Consider the following 18,492-nt stretch of genomic DNA (forward strand, 5'->3'; position numbering starts at 1 on the left):
CCGGCCGCCCGGCCAGGAATCGCTACGGCTTGATGCGGATCTGTCCGGGCGACCACCAGCCGCTGCGGGTGGCGGTGCCCAAGTCCAGTTGAGCGGGCTGCGCGTTGACAATGGTGTCGAACTTGCGCAGCGAACCCCAGTCACGGCCCCAGTCCCGCGACAGGTAGGTCGCCATGACGTGGGCCCGCAGCAGCAGGTCGGTGATGCCGAGCAGGCCGCCATTGGTGCCGTCCTCCCAGGTGTCGGTGTCCTGCTTTTTGGCGGTGTAATCCGGGGTGATGCGGAACTTCGGAATGTCGGTGACACCGTAGGCGTGCTGCATCGGCCGCTGGCACGGGAAGGCAAGTCCGACCGCCCAGTCCATCAACACCGGCTGCGACGAGCCGACGTATTCCTGCAGCGAGCGCAGGTCGGGCACCCGCGGCGGGGTCACCGCGATCCAGTCTTCGGGTGTCAGCGACAGGTCCTCGGCGACGACGCGGACGGCGGTGGCGTCCGCCGGGATGCCCGAGCGGGGGAAACGCAGGTTGCGCCACGCCTTGGGCTGTTCCCCGTACAAGTCGTCAGGCACCAGCCGGCCGGCCGGCACCGGAGAGCCGTCCGGGCCGGGCTTGCCGTATTCCAGCACGACGGTCTGCCCGGTGGTGTGTCCGTGCAGCACGCTGTTGCCGGTGATCTTGCCCGCCGCGGTGACCACCACCAGCGGATGGCCCTTGTCGGGCGCCGGTAGCCGATACCACGCCGAAGTGAGCAAGCTCTGTTGTTGCGGGCCGGTGGTGTAGCTGCCGGCCACCGGAACACGGGCCGGGTCGAGTCCGTAAGGCAGCGGCACACGAGACCCATTGATGCCCGGGTTTTGGAGCCTGGTCGGGGCGTCCCAGTCGTAGTCGGTACCCGGCTTGGGCAGAGGATGCTCCCGGATCGCCTCGGCGACAGTGTGTTCCGGCACGCCGTCGGGTGTGAACCCTACCGGGTTGACCCCGCCCAACGGCCCCAGCGCGCCGTAGTCGCCCGGGAGCGCCGCCATGAAACCGGCGTTGGCGTCCGGCTCCACCAGGACGTCGTCGGCCAGCCCGCAGCCACCGGTGAACGCCCGCAGGTTGGCCCAGCCGTTGGAGTAGGTCGGGTACTGGCGCACGATGCCGGTCACCATCGTCGCCACGAACAGCACGGCCATGAACCCCGCGGCGATCGGCACCGGCGCCGCGGTCAGCGCCCGCGCCACCCGGCCCTCCCCGCGGTCGCGGGGAGCGAAGTGCAGCCAGATCGCGTACAGGGCGGCCAGCGCGAAAAGCACGAAAAATATTGTGCTGACGGTGATTCCGTCGATCTTCGGCATCGAACTGTTGAACGGTACACCGTAGCTGGACACATACCACCACCCGTTGGTGGTGGCAAAGCACAGTGCCAGCAGGAACATCAGCGCAGCCAGGAACGCCATCCGGTTGCGTGACCAGCGCAGCACCTTCGGCGACACCAGAACCGTTGTGAGCGCGGCCATCGCCGCACCCACCGCCGCAAACAACCCGAAATGGTGGACCCACTTGGTGGGGGTGAACATCAGAAAGAACATAGTGCCGAAGATGACACCCATCAGCCGCCAGGCCGGCCCCCGGGCCACACCAGCAACTCGCTTGCGCCGCAACATGATAAACACCGCGGCGAATAAGCACAGGGCGGTGATCAGGAACCCGAACCGGCGCGACAGCGAGCCGTCGACAGTGGGCAAGATCAGATAGTAGTAGCGCAGGTTCTCGGTATACCAAGCTTGGCTGGGGCCGATCGAGCTGCGAATCCTGGTGGCCTCCAACACCGTTGCCAGCGTCTGGTCGGCAAACACCACGGCCAGCACCACGAACCCGGCCGCCAACAGCGGCGCGACCAGCGGCCAGGTGCCGACCAGCCGGTGCCGGCGCACCAGAATCCGCAAGATCGGCCGACCGCCGGCCACCAGCGCCGCCACCGCGATCAGCCCGGTGGGCTGGATACCGAGAGTGAACGCCGCCGCCACCACCGCCAGGGCAGCGGGGGTCATCCGGCTGTAGCGCATGGACCGCTCGATCAGCACATAGGTGATCAGCGAGCCCAGCGCGATGATCGGCTCGGGCCGCAGACCGTTGTTAAACGGCATCCACGCCGTCAGCAGCACCATGGCCGCCGCCCACACCGCGGCCTTGCTGGATACCACCGCCGGCCCCAGTCGCGGCAGCACCTCACGCGACAACAGCAGCCAGCACAGCAGCCCGGCGACCAAGTCCGGCAACCGGATCCAGATGCTCTGGTCGCTGACATGGGTCATCAACGCCAGCAGGTTGTAGTACCAGCCGAACGGATCCTCGGGGCTGCCGAACCAGCGGAAGTAGTTCGACATGTAGCCGGCGTGGTCGGCGACGCGGGCCATGCCCAGGATGTAGCCGTCGTCGGAGGAGTTTGCGCCAATCACGTGCCAGAGCAGGAACGCGAAAACCACGGTGGCATCGACCAGCGTGAAGCCGCGCCAGGTGGCCGGAATGAGCCGGCGCATCCGACGACCGTCCAGCTGGTCCAGGCGCCACAGCGCCACCAGCGCGACGACGGTGGAGCCGATCGCCAGCACGATCGCCGCCAGCTTGAGAAGTGTTGGGCGCGTGGAGAATCGGGTGTCGATGCTGGCCGAGAACGTCAGCCCGGGCGGCGCCGGGCCGACCAGGTCGGTGAACACCCCGACGATTTGCGGGCGCAGGTTCGGATCATCGAACCCGCTGCGCAGCGGCCGGCCGGCCGGATCGGTCAATCCGACAAACGTGGCGAAGGTGCCGGCGTGCGAGGAGGTGATCTCGATCCGCTGGCATCTGGGTGAAACCACCTGGGCGCGTGGGACGCTGGCGATCACCACGTTGCGGTCGGTGACGTCTACCCGATCCCTGGTGACGTTGACGAACAGCGCCTGAAGCGCGGCGTCCTTGCCGTTTTTGGGCGCAGTGCCCAGGAGCATTCCGCCGGTGGGCGGCATGGAGCGCACCACGGTGCACGGCACGGTGACCGTCATCGTCACCGGCACCTGCGAAATCAGCGGCGCAGTCACGTTGTTCAGCTGCCCGTGCTGCGGCCAGTTCAACGTCGCCGTAGTCTGTACGACCGGCAGTAACGGCGTGGCGATCGACAGGAAGAAACCCAGCAGGCCGGCGATCGTCGCGACCCAGCGGGTCACCTGGATATCGCGGGCCACGGTCTGGGTGGCGGCGGGTTCGGCTGCGCCGCTGTGCATCGCCGACGGCGCGGTCATGGCAGTGCTCGAATCGGTCCCTGGCGGCTCCAGCCGTACACTGTGGCCACACCCTGGTCGACGACGGCGTCAGGTGCCTGATCGGCCGGCACCAGCCGGTAATACTTTTCCACCGAGCCCCAGTCTCGATACCAGTCGCCGCGCAGATACGTCGGGATCGTCGAGGTGCGCAGCAACGCCTGGGTGAACAAGAACGGCCCGCCGTCTTCTGCCGACTCCCACAGGTTCGACGACGACGCGGTCTGCTTGTGGTCGGGCAGTATGCGATACTGCGGAAGTTCCGCTACCCCAAGGTGTTCGGAGAACGGCCGTTGGCACGGGAAGTTGGCGGCGGTCGCGATATCCATCAGCACCGGGGTATGAGAGCCGATCAATTGTTGCAGGGTTTGCAACACCGGCACCCGCGGCGGGGTGAAGGCAAACCACTGGTCTGAGCTGAGGTTCGGGTCGTCGGCAACGATCCGCGCCACGTTGGCCTCCGGCGGCGCCCATGCCAGCGGGAATCGCAGGTTGCGCCAAGGCTTTTGCGGCCCGATGTCAATCGGTTCGAACTCACCGAGCGCCGTGGTGGTGCCGTCGGGACGGCTGATGCCCCACTGCAGCCGCAGCGGCTGGCCGTAGCTGAGGGTGCCGTCCTCCTCGTGTGACCAGATGGCACCGGCGGCCGCGACAACTACCAGCGGGCGGTCCGGAGTGCGTGGCGGCAGCTGGTACCACACCGAAGTAGCGTGCGCGGCAACGGCATTCTCGCCGTAGCTGCCCATCACCGGGGTGCGCGCCGGGTCGAGCCCGAACGGCAGCGCCGCCCGCGACCCGTTGACGCCGACAGGGCCGTAGCCGCCCGCCGTGCCGGCCGAGTCGCTGACCGCGGCGTTGGGCTTGTTGGGCGAGGCGTCGGAATTGACCAGCCCCGGTTTGGACACCACCGGGTCGGAGGTCAGGTCCTCGGCCACGCCGTTGGGTTTGAAGCCGACGGGTTTCACCCCGCCCAGTGGGCCATCCGGACCGTAAGCTTGGCCCGGAACCGGTTGCAGCAGACCAGCATTGGGGTCAGGTTCGGCCAGCACGTCGTCGGCCATCGCGCAGCTGGTGCCGGAAAGCCCGGACCGCAGCGCGTCGATGTTGGCCTTGGCGGTGGTGTAGACGGGGTAGCGGGCCGCGGCCGCCTTGGCCATCGAACCGACTTCGACCAGAACCATGATGGTGGCGACTGCCAATAGCGGGGTGGAGGCCAGGATGCGGTTGCGCCGGGTGGGTTTGACCTCGGTGTGCCCGGCGTAGTCCAGCCGGAAGTGCTGCCAGGCGGCCAGCAATCCGGTCGCGATCGAGGCCGTCAGAAACATCGACGTCACCGGGTGGCTGGCGATGACGGGCTGGATGTCGCGCCACGGCACACCGTAGTTGCCGACGTAGAACCAGCCGTTGATGCCGGAGGTCGCCCAGGCCAGCACGAACAGCAGCGCGGTGATATACAGCGACAGGTTGCGACGGCTGTGCAGTCCGACGCTGGCCAGGGTGAACGCGGTGACCGCGCCCAGTGCGGCGGCCAACCCGGCGAACGCGCCGAACTGGACGGCCCATTTCGTCGGCGTGAACGTCAGCAACAGCAGCCCCGCCGCGCAGGTGCCGATCAGCCGCCAGGCCGGGCCGCTGGCCACACCCGGGATGCGGCCACGCCGTAGCAGCACCACCAGCACGCCGAACAGGCACAGCAGCAGCACCAGCACGGCGAAGCGGCGGGTCATCGAGGCGTCGACGTTCGACTCGACGGTGACGAAGTAGTAGCGCAGGAACTCCTGATACCAGGCGATGGTCGGTCCCACCACGTATTTGATGCGCGCCGACTCCGCGACGGTCGCCAGTGTCTGGGCGCGGAACACCACGACCAGGATCAGCGACAGCGACGCCGCCAACACCGCCAGCGGCGCCAGCAACCCGTCGGTCGGCCGACGCCGCGCGATGATCCCGGCGATGGCCCGCGACCCGGTCAACAGTGCACCGAGGGCGATGAGGCCCTGGGGAGCCAAGGTCGCGGTGAGCATCGCGGCCACGATCGCGACCGCGGCCGGAACCAGCCGCCGAGTGGCAACGGCCTGCTCGACCAGCACCCAGGTGAGCATGGTGCCGAAGGCGATCAGCGGCTCGGGGCGTAGCCCGTTGTTGAAGGGCAGCCAGGCAGCCAGAAATACCGCGCCCGCGGTCCACACGGCCACCCGGTTGCCGACCAGGCCTCCCCGGCCGGGACCTAATCGTGGCAGCGCGTACCGGCTGATGGTCAGCCAGCACCCGATTCCGGCCGCTGTGGCGGGCAACCGCATCCACACGCCGGCGGTGCTGACCGAGGCCAGGTGGGCCAGCAGCGCGGGGTACCAGTCGAACGGCGCCTCCGAGGCGCCGAAGAACCGGTAGTAGTTGGCCAGATACCCGGCTTGGTGGGAGACCCGGGCGACGGTGAGGTTGTAGCCGTCGTCAGTCGAGGTGGCGCCGATGAGGTGCCACACCAGCAGCGTGGCGATGACAGCGGCGTCGGCCAGCCAGGTGGCCAGGCCGGCCCGCAGCCATCGCCGGCCGCGGGGCATGCGCCGTCCCGCGTGCCGATCCAGCATGGCCAGCGCGGCCATCGCCGCCAGCACCGACAGCGCGCCCAGGGCCATGGCGGCGTTCTTGATGGCGGTGGCGGTCGTGATGAACCTGGTGTCGATGTCGATACGAGCCGACAGCCCGGGCTGCGGCGTGGCTTTCAGCTCGGTGAAGATGCCGCCGACCTGAGGTTTCTTCTCGGGTGGCAGGGTACCGGCGGCGCCCGGGATGCCGACGAAGTCCGCACCCACCCCGGCGGCGGTGGCCCAGATGTGCAGCACGCTGCACGCCCCGGCAGCCACCGCGGGTCGCGGCGCCACCGCCGCTACCGAGTCCCGGAACGCGACGACGACGGTGTCTTTGTTGGCCCGCACGAACAGTCCGCTTTTGCCGGTCTGGAATCCGTCGCTGGGCAGCGTGGACAGCACCAACCCGCCGTCGGCGGGCAACGTCGCGCTCGCCGCACAGGGAATCGAGATGTCGAGCGCTCGTGGTGCGCCGGACACCAGCGGGGCGGTGATCCCGGTGACATGCCCGTCGGCGGCGGTGCCCTGCGGCCACAGGATCGTCGCGGTGGTCTGTCGCACCGGGAGCAGCGGGACCACACCGCACAGCAATAGGCCGGCTATCCCCGCGACGGCGGCGACGAGTCGTGCGATCCGCTGCGGCGATCGCTCATTACCGTCGTGGGGCACGAGGCTCGATCGTATGCGACGGTGCGCTGGTCGACGACGCGCGCCGCCGCGCGGCGGCCGATTCAGGTCACGCTGCCCGGGTCAGCCAGCGGGACCAGCACGTATGACGGGGTGTGTCCGCCCTGGTGCAGCCGGTAGCGCCCGCCGAGCAGGGCGCGGCGCGCCGGCTTGGCGGGCACCAGGTGCGGGAAGTCGTAGGTGGTCAGGATGAGGCGCAGCCGATGCCCGGGCGCGATCAGCGCGGCAGTCGGGAAGATCTCGATGTCGTAGCGGGTCAGCTCGCCGGGAGCGACGGGTGTGGCCGCCGAGCGGGTGCTGACGTGGTGTGGCCGCAGCACGCTGCCGTCGGGCAGATACCACGTGCGGGCCGGGTCCAGGGCGCGGTGCGAACCCAGCAGCGCGCCCTGCGTCAGCGGGCGGCTTGTTCCGTCGGGGGCGACGTCGTCGAGGTGGGCCACCCACAGCGTCTCGGTGGTGTTGGCGGTCGCATGCACGGTCAGCGTGATCGGCCCGGCAACCAGCAGGCCGGAAGTGAAGGGCTCGGTCGTGTAGGTCAGCGCCCGACGCTGCAGGCGCCGGTTGTCTGCGTCATAGCGGATGCGCCGACCGCGCTGGGCGGTGATGAAGCTGTTCATCCCAAGGGTCCACTGCTCCAAGCTTCGCCCGGCCACCGGACCACGCGCGGCGTAATCGAGGGTCGCCACCGTCTGCTCCGGCGTGCAGTCGCGGCTCAGGCGCCCCGATTCGGACAGGTAGAAGCGGGTGGGCGTCGCGTCGGGCAGCGGGAACTCCCGAGCGTGGAACCACTGCGGGCTTCCGATGGCCTGAAAGGTGAACGGGGGCCCGGAAATCCGCGCGCCGGCGTCGTCGTTGAGCCAGTGGTCGAACCAGCGCAGCTGCAGCGCGTTGAGGTGCAGACCGTCGAAATTTGTGACGTGGTACCACGGACCCATCAACAGCCGAACCCGGTCCGACACCGGCTGGCCCGGCTCCATCGGTGACTCGTCGGGCCGGCCGGCGAAGGCATTCTGCAGCGCGGCGTAGTTGAGCGGCGTTCCTCGCTGAAACGCGTCGTGCCACCCGCCGACCAGGAAGACCGCCACATTGTTGGCGACGATCTGCGGGAGCACGGCCGCTGGGCGCAGCGCATCCCAGAACGGTCCGTCGTAGGCGGCCTCGCCGCCGGCCATGGCTTCGGCGATCAGTGGTCGAAAGTACCGGCGCTGGTCGCGGCCGCGCTGGCGCACCGCGGACAGGCCGCCGGCCCGCGGCCGTTGGTGCCCGCCCCGCGCGAAGAATTCCAGGGTGGGGTTCAAGACGTTCAGCAGGGTATAGATGGCGCCGTAGGCCCGCACGGTCCGCAGGTGCGGCACCCCGCCCATGCCCGCGGCGTCGCGGTAGAAGTCGCGTGCGGCCATCACCGGGAAGATCGCCCTCAGCGGGGAACCCGGGCCCACCGCGGCCGCGGTGAACAGCTGGTTGATCGCCAGGTAGGAGGTGCCGAACATGCCGACACGGCCGTTGCTGTTCGGCAGCGTCGACGCCCAGTTGACCAGTTCCACCCCGTCTTGGGTCTGCCGGGGTCCGAACATCTCGAAGGAACCACCGGAGGCGCCGGTCCCGCGGACGTCGACCATCACCTCGATGTAGCCCCGCTTGATCAGGTAGGGCGTCGCACCTCCGCCGATCTGGGCGGCCGGGGGAGGGGCCTTTTTGCCGTACGGTGTCACGGACAGCAGCACCGGGAACGGGCCGGCGGCGGGCTCCCCGGTCTCCGGCACCGTCGGGTAGTGGATGTCGGCCCGCAGCACAACTCCGTCGCTCATGGGCACCGCGACGTTGTGCCGAACACCGACCCGGTATGCGGCCGGCCGCGGGGTCCACGGAGGCGAAAACGGTAGCGGATTGGCTCGGCGGGCCCGCGCTCGCGTGGTTCGGCGTCGCAGCCGCAGCGTGGTCATTCGCTACTCCTGGATGTGTGGTGGGCGCACGGGCTGGGAAGCTAATGCCGCAACGGGCCGGGGCTCCACAGACCGCTGCGCGTCGCCGATCCGAGGTCGAGGCGGGCCGGCGTCGCATCCGGGTAATACGGCGTCAGCTGTTGCAGGGCGCCCCAGTCGCGGAACCAGTCGTCTTTGAGATAGCTCGGCACCGTGGTCGCCCGGACCAGCAATTCGGTGATCCCCAGCGGGCCGCCGCCATTGTTGTCCATCACCGGCGAGTTAGCTTCGGCGCCAAAGCGATCCGGGAGGATCCGCCACTTCGGCGCTTCGATGACTCCGTTGCGATGGTCGAACGGCCGCTGGCACGGAAACGCCAGGCCGACCAGCCAGTCCAGCAATACCGGATCCTGCGAGCCGACCACGTCTTGCAGTGTGCGCAGCCGCGGCATCCGCGGCGGGGTGAGCGCGATCCAGTGTTGCGGCGCCAGGTCGTCGTCGGTGGCGACCACCCGCACCCGGGTGGCGCTGCGAGGCAGCGCAGTCATCGGTGCGCGCAGGTTGCGCCACGCCGGTGCCGCTCCCACGTCGACGAAATTCGTTGTGCCTGCCGGCTTTCCATCGTCACCGGCCCACTGTACCTGCACCTCGTCGGGGTCGAACCGGCCGGCGGCCGACACCACCAGCAGCGGCCCGGCCGCCTCCCGCGGGGGTAACCGGTACCAGGCCGAGCGCAGCACCGCCGGCACTTGCACGCCGGATCGCCAGCTGCCCAACACCGGGGTGCGGGCGGGGTCGAGGTTGTAGGGCAGCCGGGCGCGCGACCCGTTGATCCCCGGCGCCGCTGTGGTACCTCCTTCGGTGCCGGCCTCGCTGCTGGTGACCAGTCCGTCGTCGCTTAAGAAACTACGGTCGCCGGGGCGCTCCATCACCGGGTCGGCAGACACATCGGCGGGAATGCCGTTGGGGTCGAAGCCTTCTGAGTACGCGCTGCCCAGGGCGTCCTTCACCGGTGCCCCAATGGGGGCCAGCATTCCGGCGTTGGGATCCAGCTCGACCAGCACGTCGTTGGCCAATCCGCATGTTTTGCCGGTCCCCCAGCCGGTCAGAGCCTCCAGGTTGGAACGTCCCACCGACCACGCCGGGTACTGCGCCGTCATCGCCAACGTCAGCGACAGCACCTCGAAGATAACCAGAACCCAGGCAGCAATAGCCAACGGCGCCTGGATGATTCGGGTCAATCGGGTGCTGTTATCACGCTCTGAGCCATTGTTGACGAAGTGGAACCATGCGGCGGCCAGCAGCACCAGCACCGTGAGCCCCAGCAGCATGGTAGTAAAGCCGAACTTCCACTCGGGGAACGAATTCGACCACGGCACACCGAAATTGGAGACATACCACCAGCCATTGACGCTGGCGAACGACAATGCCATCACGAATAGCACCAGCGCGGCGAACATGGTGCGGTTGCGTCGGGAGCGCATCGCCGCGGATGTCACTGCGACGGCGGCCAATGCGCCCAAAGAGCCCGCCAGCCCGGCGAACACGCCGAAGTGGTGGGTCCACTTGGTGGGGGTGAACATCATCGCGATGAACGAGATGATGGTGATGCCGATGATGCGTCGGCTCGGCCCGGCCGCGGTGCCCGGAATTCTGCCCTTACGCAACGACATTGCCACCGACACGGCAAGCGCGACGAGCAACGCCAGCACCGCGAAGCGGCGGGCCACCGAGCCGTCGGGGCTGGCCATGAACAGCCGCTCGTATCGGATGTGCTCGTCGAACCAGCTCAGGCTGGGCCCGACGGCGCGTTTGAGCATGCTGGCCTGCAGCTCGCCGGCGAAGGTCTGGTCCCGGAAGATCAGGATCGTCGTGACCGCGACCGCGGCCAGGATCGGGGCCAGCAGCGGCAGCGCCCCGAAGCGTTTGGAGCGGCGGTGCACGATGGTGCGCAGCGGTCCGATCGCCACCAGCAGCGCCCCGATCGAGGCGATTCCGGTGGGGCCGGAAAACAAGGTCAGCGCCCCGATGATGCAGGCGATCGCCACCGGCAGCAGGCGGCTGGTGGCCACCGCCCGCTCGACCGAGCACCAGGTCAGCAGAATTCCCAGCGCGATGATCGGCTCGGGTCGCAGCCCGTTGTTCAGCGGCAGCCAGACCGTCAGGAACATGCCCGCCGCCGTCCATGCCGCGGCGCGGCTTTGCTTGACCGCGTGGCCCAGCCGCGGGATCACTTCCCGGCTGATCACCCACCAGCACGTCAGCGCTATCAGCAGGGTGGGCAGGCGCATCCAGATGCTGGCCGTGCTGACGTGCGCCCACAACGCCAGAAGGTCGTAGTACCAGCCGAACGGCGCCTCGGGGGTGCCGAACCAGCGGTAGTAGTTGGCCATGTAGCCGGCGTGCTCGGACACCCGGGCCATGGTCAGGATGTAGCCGTCGTCGGCGGTGTTGGCGCCGACGAATTGCCACCACACCAGGACGGCGGTCACCAGGGCGTCCAGTCCGGTGATCGACCACCACCGCGGTGGCAGGAAGCGGCGGTGCCGGATCCCGTCGGCGCAGTCGAGGACATGCAGGGCGATCAGCGCGGTGACGGTCAGTGTCACGCCCAGGATCATCGCGGCCATCTTCAGCGGCGTCGGGGCGCTGCTGTATCGGGTGTCGACGGTCGCCGAGAAGGCCAGGCCGGACGGCGCGGGCCCGGACAGGTCGGTGAAGACACCGACGATCTGCGGCCGGAAGTCGTAGCCGCCGCGTTCACCGCGCAGCGGCGCGCCCGGATGGTCGGCATGCGGGCCTTGGCGCAACCCGACGAATTCGCCGGTGACCTTGTCGGCGTGCGCGGTGAAGGTCAGCCGTTGGCAGGCGGGGCTGAGCACCTGGTTCAGCGGCGCCACCACCACCGGGGTGTTGCGGACCACGACGACCAGGTCGTCGTTGGCGCGTTCGATGAGCAGTCCGCGGTCGACGGCCTTGGGCGCCTGCTTGGGCACCGTCGACAACAACACGGTCCTGGTGCCGGCCAGCCCCGCGGCGGCCTGGCACGGGACGGTGATGGACAAGTCGGTCGCCACGTATCCGATCAGCGGCGCCTCGACGCTTGCGAACACCCCGTTTTGCGGCCAGTTCAGTTGGGCCGTGGTCTGCTTGACGGGTAGCAAGGGGGTCACGATCGCCAGCGCCGCCCCGAGCAGGCCCGCGACGACGGCGACCAGTCGGGCGGCCCGGTAGTTGTGGGCGGTCCGGTCGACCCAGTTCACTTGGTCGTGCTGGGCGGTCCGGGCGTTCGCCCCCGTGACGGTCACGGAGCTAGATGGTAGTGGTCCGACCTGTGTCGTTTCGGTTGCCATCAGTGGCTGGGCTCCCGGCGGATGGCCAGCACGAACGGGCCGATGGTGGTGACGGTGAACCGCGGGTCGGCGAACAGGGCGGCGTTGAAGTCGACGGTGTAGCGGCGGACGTTGGGCTGGTTGGGGTAGACGTCCTCGGCCAGCCGCAGCGTGTAGGTGTCGTCGGCGCCGCGGCGCATCAAGAACACCGTGGGCGGCGCCCAGGGCAGCGTGTCGAGCGCGTGGACGAACTGCTCGGTGGTCCTGAGTTTGGACCAGCTCTTGATGGCAGCGGCGCGCTTGTCGAACTGGGCCAGCGGGTTGGCGTAGTGCGATGTCAGGCCTTGAAAGCCCCAGTAGGGGTAGTAGGACAAGAAGCTGTAATCGGCTGTCAGAACGACGATTTCATCGCGTGCCCGGCCAGTGGTCCCGGTGATGACGGCGTCGATGGCCGGGTAGTACTTCTCGGCGCCGGGCGGACGGCGGTCCCCGCGCTGGCCGTGGCCGTCGGTGTCGGTGTAGGCGATGGTCAGGTCGGGCCGCAGCACGTCGGGGATGTCCTGGCTGAAGGCGATCGCCGCGGCGAGACCCACCACGGCGGCCACCGGGATGACGCTGCGCCCCCAGGCGCGGTCGCGCCCGCGCCGTGCCAGGGCCTGGGTGACCTCGATGAAGCCGAACGCCCCGGCGGCGGCCAGCAGCACGCTCAGCGTCGGCTGCAGCCGAAACGACAGCAGCGTGGTGCGCGCCAGCGTGGTCAGCATCGACAGCAGCGACCACAGATAGACGGCGAGCACACCGATCGCCAGGGCAGCCGCTCGCACCGATGACCGCAGCCGTACCGCCAGCCACAGGGTGCCCAGCATGCACAGGGCGCCGAGCAGGGTGAATTGCAGCATCGGGAAGCTCAGCTCGGCGCCGTCGGCCGGCAGGTAGTGATAGGCGCTGCCGGTGTCGCTGACCGGGTCACGGGCCGCACGCAGCAGAAAGGGCGTCCACGTGATCGCGCCGATGGCGGCGGCAATGACCGCGATGACCGCCAGCCGGAGCAGCGGGTCGGCGGCGGCCCTGATGCCCTGCCGCCAGCGCGCGCCGGCCAACAGCATTGCCATCAGCGCCACGGTGAACGCGCTGTAGGCCAACAGCAGCGTGTAGAAGGTGGCGGCGAACCCGAGAAAGATGCCGGCCCCGATCACCGCCGCCCAGCCGCCGGAGCGGGTCGGCTGACCGGGCGTGACGCCATCGTCACGCCCGGTCGCGACCGTGACCGCAGCGTCACGGTCGCGTGCGCGCAGACCAGACCAGGCCAGCACCAGCACCGGCGGCAGCAGCACGGTGATCATCGCCGAGTACGGCTCCGGCGAACTGTAGGCCAGGGTCACCGCGGCCGTCGCGGTCGCGACGATCAGCGCGAACTCGAAGCGGATCAGCTGCCACCACAGCGCCAACGCCACCGCGACGGCGACGGTGATCGAGGCGATCGCCCACGGCTTGTACATCTCCCAACCGGGCGTTCCGGTGAGCGCGGCCAGACGCCCGCCGATCCAGAACCAGCCTGGCGGATAGAACGGCGGCAGACCCTGATACGTCATGTCACGCAGGGCAGGACTGTCGGTCAGCCGGGTCAGGTACTCGGTGCGGAACTGCTGGTCCACCGAGATCCCGAACAGGTAGAGCTTGGTGGCGCCCATCGGCATGGCCAGCGTGACAACGGAAAACGCGGACACGAACGCCAGCGCCGCCAGCCGGGCCAACAGCCGAAGCACCCGCCCGCCGCGCCGCCACAGCCAGCCGGTGGCCACCAACCCGACGATGCAACCGACCTGACCGACCGTGGTCAACGCGTGTAGCTGGTTCGACGACGGGTAGGCCGGCCAGTTCACCCCGGCAATCGCGGTCAGCGACACCACCGCGACCACGGTGGCGATCGCGGCGGCAGTCAGCATCTGACCGATGCTGGCCAGTGCGTTCTCGGCGCTCGCCATCTGCTCAGATGGGGAGCTTACGGAAGATCGGCCGGGGTATATGACGCAACACCATCATCACGTAGCGGAATGCTCCTGGCGCCCAGACCAATTCCTTACCTTTCGCGGCCGCGGTGACGGCCAGGTCGGCGACGTATTCCTTGTCGACAGTGAGCGGTGCTTCTTTGAGGTGGGCGCTCATCCGGGTACGTACCTGGCCGGGCCGGATGACCAGCACACGAACGCCATACTCGCGCAGGGCTTCACCGAGACCGAGGTAAAAGCCGTCCAGGCCGGCTTTGGTGGATCCGTAGACGAAGTTGGATCGTCGCACCCGCTCACCGGCGGCCGAGCTCATCGCGATGATCTGGCCGAACCCTTGGGCGCGCATCTTCTCGCCGAGCAGCACCCCCACCGAAACTGCTGCAGTGTAATTGATTTCGGCGATCTCCACGGCCTTGCGCTGGTTTTGCCAGAGTTCTTCGGGGTCACCGAGCAACCCGAACGCGACGATGGCCACGTCGACGTCACCGCCTGCAAAGGCCTGCTCGATCACGGTCGGGTGATTATCGGTGTCCAGCGCGTCGAAGTCGATCAGTTCCACCGACTTGGCTCCAGCGGCTTTCATCTGTGCGACGGCATCGTCGCGGCCCGGGTCGTCGGGCAACGCCGCGAGCACGATACGCGCCGGGGCGTTCTGCAGGTAACGCTCGCAGATGGCCAAACCGATTTCGGACGTGCCGCCGAGCAGCAGGACGGTCTGTGGATTACCTACGGCGTCCAGCACCATCTACAACAGCTCCAAACGACGCGCCATGTCGGAGGCGAAGACCCGCAAGGGATCGACCTTGCGGCGCACCGCAATCCACTCGTCGATGCGAGGATACATGGCGTGGAAAGTATCGGCCGTAGTACGGGAGTCCTTGGCGGTGTAGAGCCGGCCGCCGAATTCTAGGATGCGACGGTCGAGTTCGTTGAGAAACCGGTCCAGGCCGGGCTTGATCGGAAAGTCGACGCAGACGTTCCAGCCGGGGATCGGAAAGCTCAGCGGCGCTTGGTTGCCCGGCCCGAAAAGCTTGAACACGTTGAGAAACGAATAATGCCCGGACTTCTGGATATCGCTGATGATCCCCTTGAATTCTTCGACCGCCTGGGTGGGCACCACAAACTGGTATTGGCCGAAACCGGCTGGCCCGTAGGCACGATTCCACTCGCCGACCATGTCCAGCGGATGGTAGAACTGCGTCAGGTTTTGGATCTTGCCGCGATAGGTACCGGATTTGCGGTACCACAACTCGCTGGCCGCCCCGAAGGTCAGCTTGTTGGCCAGACCGTTCGGAAAGACGTCGGGCAGTGTAAAGTACTGTGGCGCATCGAATTTCAGTGGATTGCGCTGTAGCTTGTCGGGCAGCTGGTCAAGCCGGGCCAGCGAGCCCCTGGATATCGCGGCACGGCCCAGCTTCGGCGGTGGGCTGATTGCGTCGAACCACGCCGACGAATACGTGTAGTTGGCCTCGCTGCCATCGCTGTGGAGGGCGATGGTCTCGTCGAGGCCGCGTGTGACGTCACCGTCGGCGAGGAAATACGCCGTCTCGGTGGGAGTCATTTCGATGGTGGCGCGCAAGATGATTCCGGTGAGCCCGTTGCCGCCGACGGTGCACCAGAACAGTTCGGCATCGTCGCCGTCGGGCGTCAAGTGACGGATTTGGCCGTCGGCGGTCAGCAGGTCGATCGAGCGCACGTGGTTGCCGAAGCTTCCGGCGCTGTGGTGGTTTTTGCCGTGGATGTCGCAGGCGATTGCCCCGCCGACGGTCACCTGCCGGGTTCCGGGCAGCACCGGAACCCACAGCCCGAACGGCAGCGCCGCCTTCATCAACTGGTCGAGGTTGACGCCGGCGTCGACGTCGGCGAGCCGGGTGTCGGCGCTGATCGAATGAATGGTGTTCAGCGGCGTCATGTCGATCACCAGCCCGCCACCGTTTTGGGCGTTGTCGCCGTAGGAGCGGCCCAGCCCGCGGGCGATGATGCCCCGACCGCCGGCGTCGGCCACCCGGGCCACCGCCTCGGCGATGAGCTCAGGGTCCGGCGTGGACAGCACCTGCGCCACCGACGGCGCCGTGCGGCCCCAGCCGGTCAGCCGCTTGGTGGTCGTGGGAAAGCTCGCGGGCATCAGTCACAGAGGGTACCGCCTGTCCCGGCGGGCTCAGCGCAGCCGAAAGATGACCGACCGCTGCACGACGAAGTTGATGACGGTGGCCGTGCCCTGGGCCACCACAAACGCGAGCGGGACCGCCCAGTTTCGGTAATCCAGAAGCGCCAGGCAGAGGTGGTTGAGCCCGACCTGCACCGCGAAGGTCAGCCCATAGAGCGCCATCACCGCGACGAACCGGGCGGTGCTCGGCGGCGCCCGAAACGTCCACCGGCGGTTGATCAGGTAGGCGGTGATGGTGCCGGCGACGAAGCTGGTGGCTTTGGACAGGTCCAGATGCAGCCCGGCCGCCTTGTACAGCGCCAAATACAGGCCGAAGTCGACAACCGCTGACAGACCGCCGGTGACGATGAACCGCCACACCTGGGTGGTCAGGCTGAGCTGCGCGGCCGGCGGGGCGATCTCGGTCATCGCGGGCAGTTTACGGGGCCTAGCGGCCGGTCTGCGGCGGGCCGGGCGGCCGCCCGCGCTTAGTTGGGGAACTTCACGTCGAGCAGCTCGACCTGGTTTTCCCCCTGTGGCGTCGAATAGGTGACTTTGTCTCCCGGCTTATGCCCGGCCAGGGCTCGCCCCAGTGGGCTGCCAGCGGTCAGCGTCTCCGCTTCGCGGCCGATGGGGGTCTGCTCGACGATGGAGATCACCAGCATGGTGACCACGGAACCGTCCGGAAACCGCAAGGTCACCTCCGTTCCGGGCGGCAGTGTGGCGCCGCCATCGGACACCGGCCCGGCCCGCAGCACCCGGTCGAGTTCGTTGATGCGCTCATCGAGGGCCGCGAGTTCATCGGCCCGCTGGATGGCGTCTGCGGCGTCACCGTGGTCGCCGACCATGCCGCGGTCGTTTTCGACCTCAATCTCCAGCCGATCGCGGCGCTGCCGCAGCCGGGCCAACTCTGCGGCGATGCGATCACGCGCTTCATCCGCAAGCCTTGTTGATTCGTCGTGCTCGCTCACAATGCTGGCCTGTCTCGTAGGGCCACCGCGGCTGTTGCCGCGAAGCGCCCAGGTTGTCGTTCTGCCGTGCGCCCATTATGGCGCCGGGAATCGGCTTGGCGCCGCCGCGAAGCTACCAGCTCGATGCTGTCGGTGCCATGCCCCCCGCTCATCGACATGCTGAATGCCTAGCACGCATGGCGGGCACGGATGTGCCAAACCTGCGAATGGACGTGACCGCGGCCGCAGCGTGCCCGGCCGCCTACCGGCCATGCCAGCGGGCCTGGTGCGCGGCGTGGGTGGGCAGGTAGGCACCCGGCGCGAAGAGCTCGTCGTAGAAGTCGGTGTCGATGTGCTGGGCCTGCAGGTACATCAGCACATACACGGTGGGCACGGTGCCCGGCAGCTTGCCGAACGCGTCGTAGATGTAGGACGCCTCGACGGTGACGAGCTCGGCGATCCCGTCGGGTGGCAGCGCCGAGGACCGGACTTTCGGGTTGTCGGCCCATGGGCCGGGAGTCTCCCGGTGAAACGGCCCACCGGGCCCGAAGCGGCGCATCACGAACTTTGCGACGCCGGCTTCCACCGACGGCACGTGCGGTGGGCTCAGTGTTTCGAAATAGCCGGGCAGCCCGGTGACATTCGGCAGCGGCCAGCGGTGGTCATGGTGTGCGACAAAGCCCAGCCCAGGTGCCCTTGGGTCACCGGATCCGCCGAGCACCGACAGCGCGTCCAGGCCGTCGTACATCCAGCCGCCCAGTCCCATGGCCTGCAAGACCAGGACACCGTTGTTTGCCGCGGTAGCCAATTCGGCGCTGGCCTCGGTCAGCGTGTACTGCTCGACGACGGACAGCGGAATTTGGTCGCCAGCGCGGCGCAGTGACGAAAACCGTTCCGTGCCTGGGATATTGCGGTCGTTGACGTCGTCGTACACGAGATAGCCGTTGGCCGCGAAAAACCAGAGATTGGAGAGCAAATGCTCGGCCAGGTCTGCCACCGGGAACGCCAGAAGGCTGCCAGGGTGGTTGGCGACCCAGATGTTGTGACCCTCCATGTAGGGCTCCTCGCGGGGCAGCTGCAGGCGGTGCTCGGAAATCCGGACATACGAATCGGCGGTGTGGCTGATCCACTCCTCGATGCCGGTGAACGCGCGCGGCGGCTGATCGCGGGTGGGCAGCAGATAGGTTCCGGTGTCGTCGGTGAAAAACAGTTGACTGGTATGGAATCCGGCTGCCGACGGGAATGTCCGCCCGGTTGCGCTGCCCGAATAGTTCGGCAGCGCGGGGGCGTAGTCGGGATTGTACGGAATGCCGTAATGCCAGCCGGTGACACCGCCGGCAACCGCAAGCACCAGCGCGCGTTCCACCTCTGACAACGGCTGCGGAGGCTTGCGGCTGGTGAATGCCAACGCCCCGCCGGGAATCCGGCCACCGACCGGGAAGCGGCGCGATCGCCGCCCGGTGATCGCTGCCAGCAACGGAAATCGCGCCGAGTCGGCGAGCGCGGCCCGCTCGTGGTCGGAGATCGTCAAGCTCATCGCCTACTCCTGCGGAACTCGCGCGACCATTGGCAACA

The 18,492-nt window shown here is 68.1% G+C and carries 10 protein-coding genes; all 10 read right to left on the reverse strand.

Going from position 1 to position 18,492, the window contains the following annotated elements; genetic code table 11:
• Window positions 1-22 precede the first annotated feature (22 nt).
• A complete protein-coding gene (embB, locus tag MHEC_RS00925) occupies window positions 23-3,247 on the reverse strand; it encodes an arabinosyltransferase EmbB (protein WP_048892050.1) in 3,225 nt (1,074 codons plus the stop codon).
• A 14-nt stretch (window positions 3,248-3,261) separates the two neighbouring features.
• On the reverse strand, window positions 3,262-6,540 hold the full coding sequence (locus tag MHEC_RS00930) for an arabinosyltransferase domain-containing protein (RefSeq protein ID WP_048892014.1): 3,279 nt from the start codon (window positions 6,538-6,540) through the stop codon (window positions 3,262-3,264).
• Window positions 6,541-6,602: 62 nt separating this feature from the next.
• Window positions 6,603-8,366, reverse strand: coding sequence for a CocE/NonD family hydrolase (locus MHEC_RS00935; protein WP_048892051.1), 1,764 nt, complete (start codon window positions 8,364-8,366; stop codon window positions 6,603-6,605).
• Window positions 8,367-8,542: 176 nt separating this feature from the next.
• The gene (locus MHEC_RS00940) at window positions 8,543-11,833 is read right to left on the reverse strand and encodes an arabinosyltransferase domain-containing protein (RefSeq protein ID WP_048892015.1); all 3,291 of its coding nucleotides are present in this window, start codon (window positions 11,831-11,833) and stop codon (window positions 8,543-8,545) included.
• Window positions 11,833-13,797 (reverse strand): galactan 5-O-arabinofuranosyltransferase, encoded by a 1,965-nt coding sequence (locus tag MHEC_RS00945; RefSeq protein ID WP_048892016.1) that lies wholly within the window; start codon window positions 13,795-13,797, stop codon window positions 11,833-11,835. Before MHEC_RS00945 ends, MHEC_RS00940 begins: the two co-directional genes overlap by 1 nt.
• Before the next feature lie 4 nt (window positions 13,798-13,801).
• Window positions 13,802-14,566 (reverse strand): decaprenylphospho-beta-D-erythro-pentofuranosid-2-ulose 2-reductase, encoded by a 765-nt coding sequence (locus tag MHEC_RS00950; protein WP_048892017.1) that lies wholly within the window; start codon window positions 14,564-14,566, stop codon window positions 13,802-13,804.
• Window positions 14,567-15,946, reverse strand: a complete 1,380-nt coding sequence (locus MHEC_RS00955) for an FAD-binding oxidoreductase (RefSeq protein WP_048892018.1) — start codon at window positions 15,944-15,946, stop codon at window positions 14,567-14,569.
• A gap of 33 nt (window positions 15,947-15,979) precedes the next feature.
• Window positions 15,980-16,396 carry a GtrA family protein gene (locus MHEC_RS00960; protein ID WP_048892019.1) on the reverse strand — a complete coding sequence of 139 codons (417 nt, stop codon included), beginning with the start codon at window positions 16,394-16,396 and terminating at the stop codon, window positions 15,980-15,982.
• 59 nt (window positions 16,397-16,455) lie between these two features.
• The gene (locus MHEC_RS00965; protein ID WP_048892020.1) at window positions 16,456-16,938 is read right to left on the reverse strand and encodes a GreA/GreB family elongation factor; all 483 of its coding nucleotides are present in this window, start codon (window positions 16,936-16,938) and stop codon (window positions 16,456-16,458) included.
• A 241-nt stretch (window positions 16,939-17,179) separates the two neighbouring features.
• Complete coding sequence (locus MHEC_RS00970) at window positions 17,180-18,454, reverse strand: hypothetical protein (RefSeq protein ID WP_048892021.1); 1,275 nt, start codon at window positions 18,452-18,454, stop codon at window positions 17,180-17,182.
• Window positions 18,455-18,492 lie beyond the last annotated feature (38 nt).

The organism is Mycobacterium heckeshornense (genome assembly GCF_016592155.1).
In the GTDB taxonomy this organism is placed as follows: domain Bacteria; phylum Actinomycetota; class Actinomycetes; order Mycobacteriales; family Mycobacteriaceae; genus Mycobacterium; species Mycobacterium heckeshornense.

What these genes read in the sequence shown, in the direction of transcription:
- MHEC_RS00940 (WP_048892015.1), bottom strand. Translation starts at nt 11,833, where the DNA reads ATGGCAACCGAAACGACACAGGTCGGACCACTACCATCTAGCTCCGTG.
- MHEC_RS00960 (WP_048892019.1), bottom strand. Translation starts at nt 16,396, where the DNA reads ATGACCGAGATCGCCCCGCCGGCCGCGCAGCTCAGCCTGACCACCCAG.
- MHEC_RS00945 (WP_048892016.1), bottom strand. Translation starts at nt 13,797, where the DNA reads ATGGCGAGCGCCGAGAACGCACTGGCCAGCATCGGTCAGATGCTGACT.
- MHEC_RS00970 (WP_048892021.1), bottom strand. Translation starts at nt 18,454, where the DNA reads ATGAGCTTGACGATCTCCGACCACGAGCGGGCCGCGCTCGCCGACTCG.
- embB (WP_048892050.1), bottom strand. Translation starts at nt 3,247, where the DNA reads ATGCACAGCGGCGCAGCCGAACCCGCCGCCACCCAGACCGTGGCCCGC.
- MHEC_RS00935 (WP_048892051.1), bottom strand. Translation starts at nt 8,366, where the DNA reads ATGAGCGACGGAGTTGTGCTGCGGGCCGACATCCACTACCCGACGGTG.
- MHEC_RS00950 (WP_048892017.1), bottom strand. Translation starts at nt 14,566, where the DNA reads ATGGTGCTGGACGCCGTAGGTAATCCACAGACCGTCCTGCTGCTCGGC.
- MHEC_RS00955 (WP_048892018.1), bottom strand. Translation starts at nt 15,946, where the DNA reads ATGCCCGCGAGCTTTCCCACGACCACCAAGCGGCTGACCGGCTGGGGC.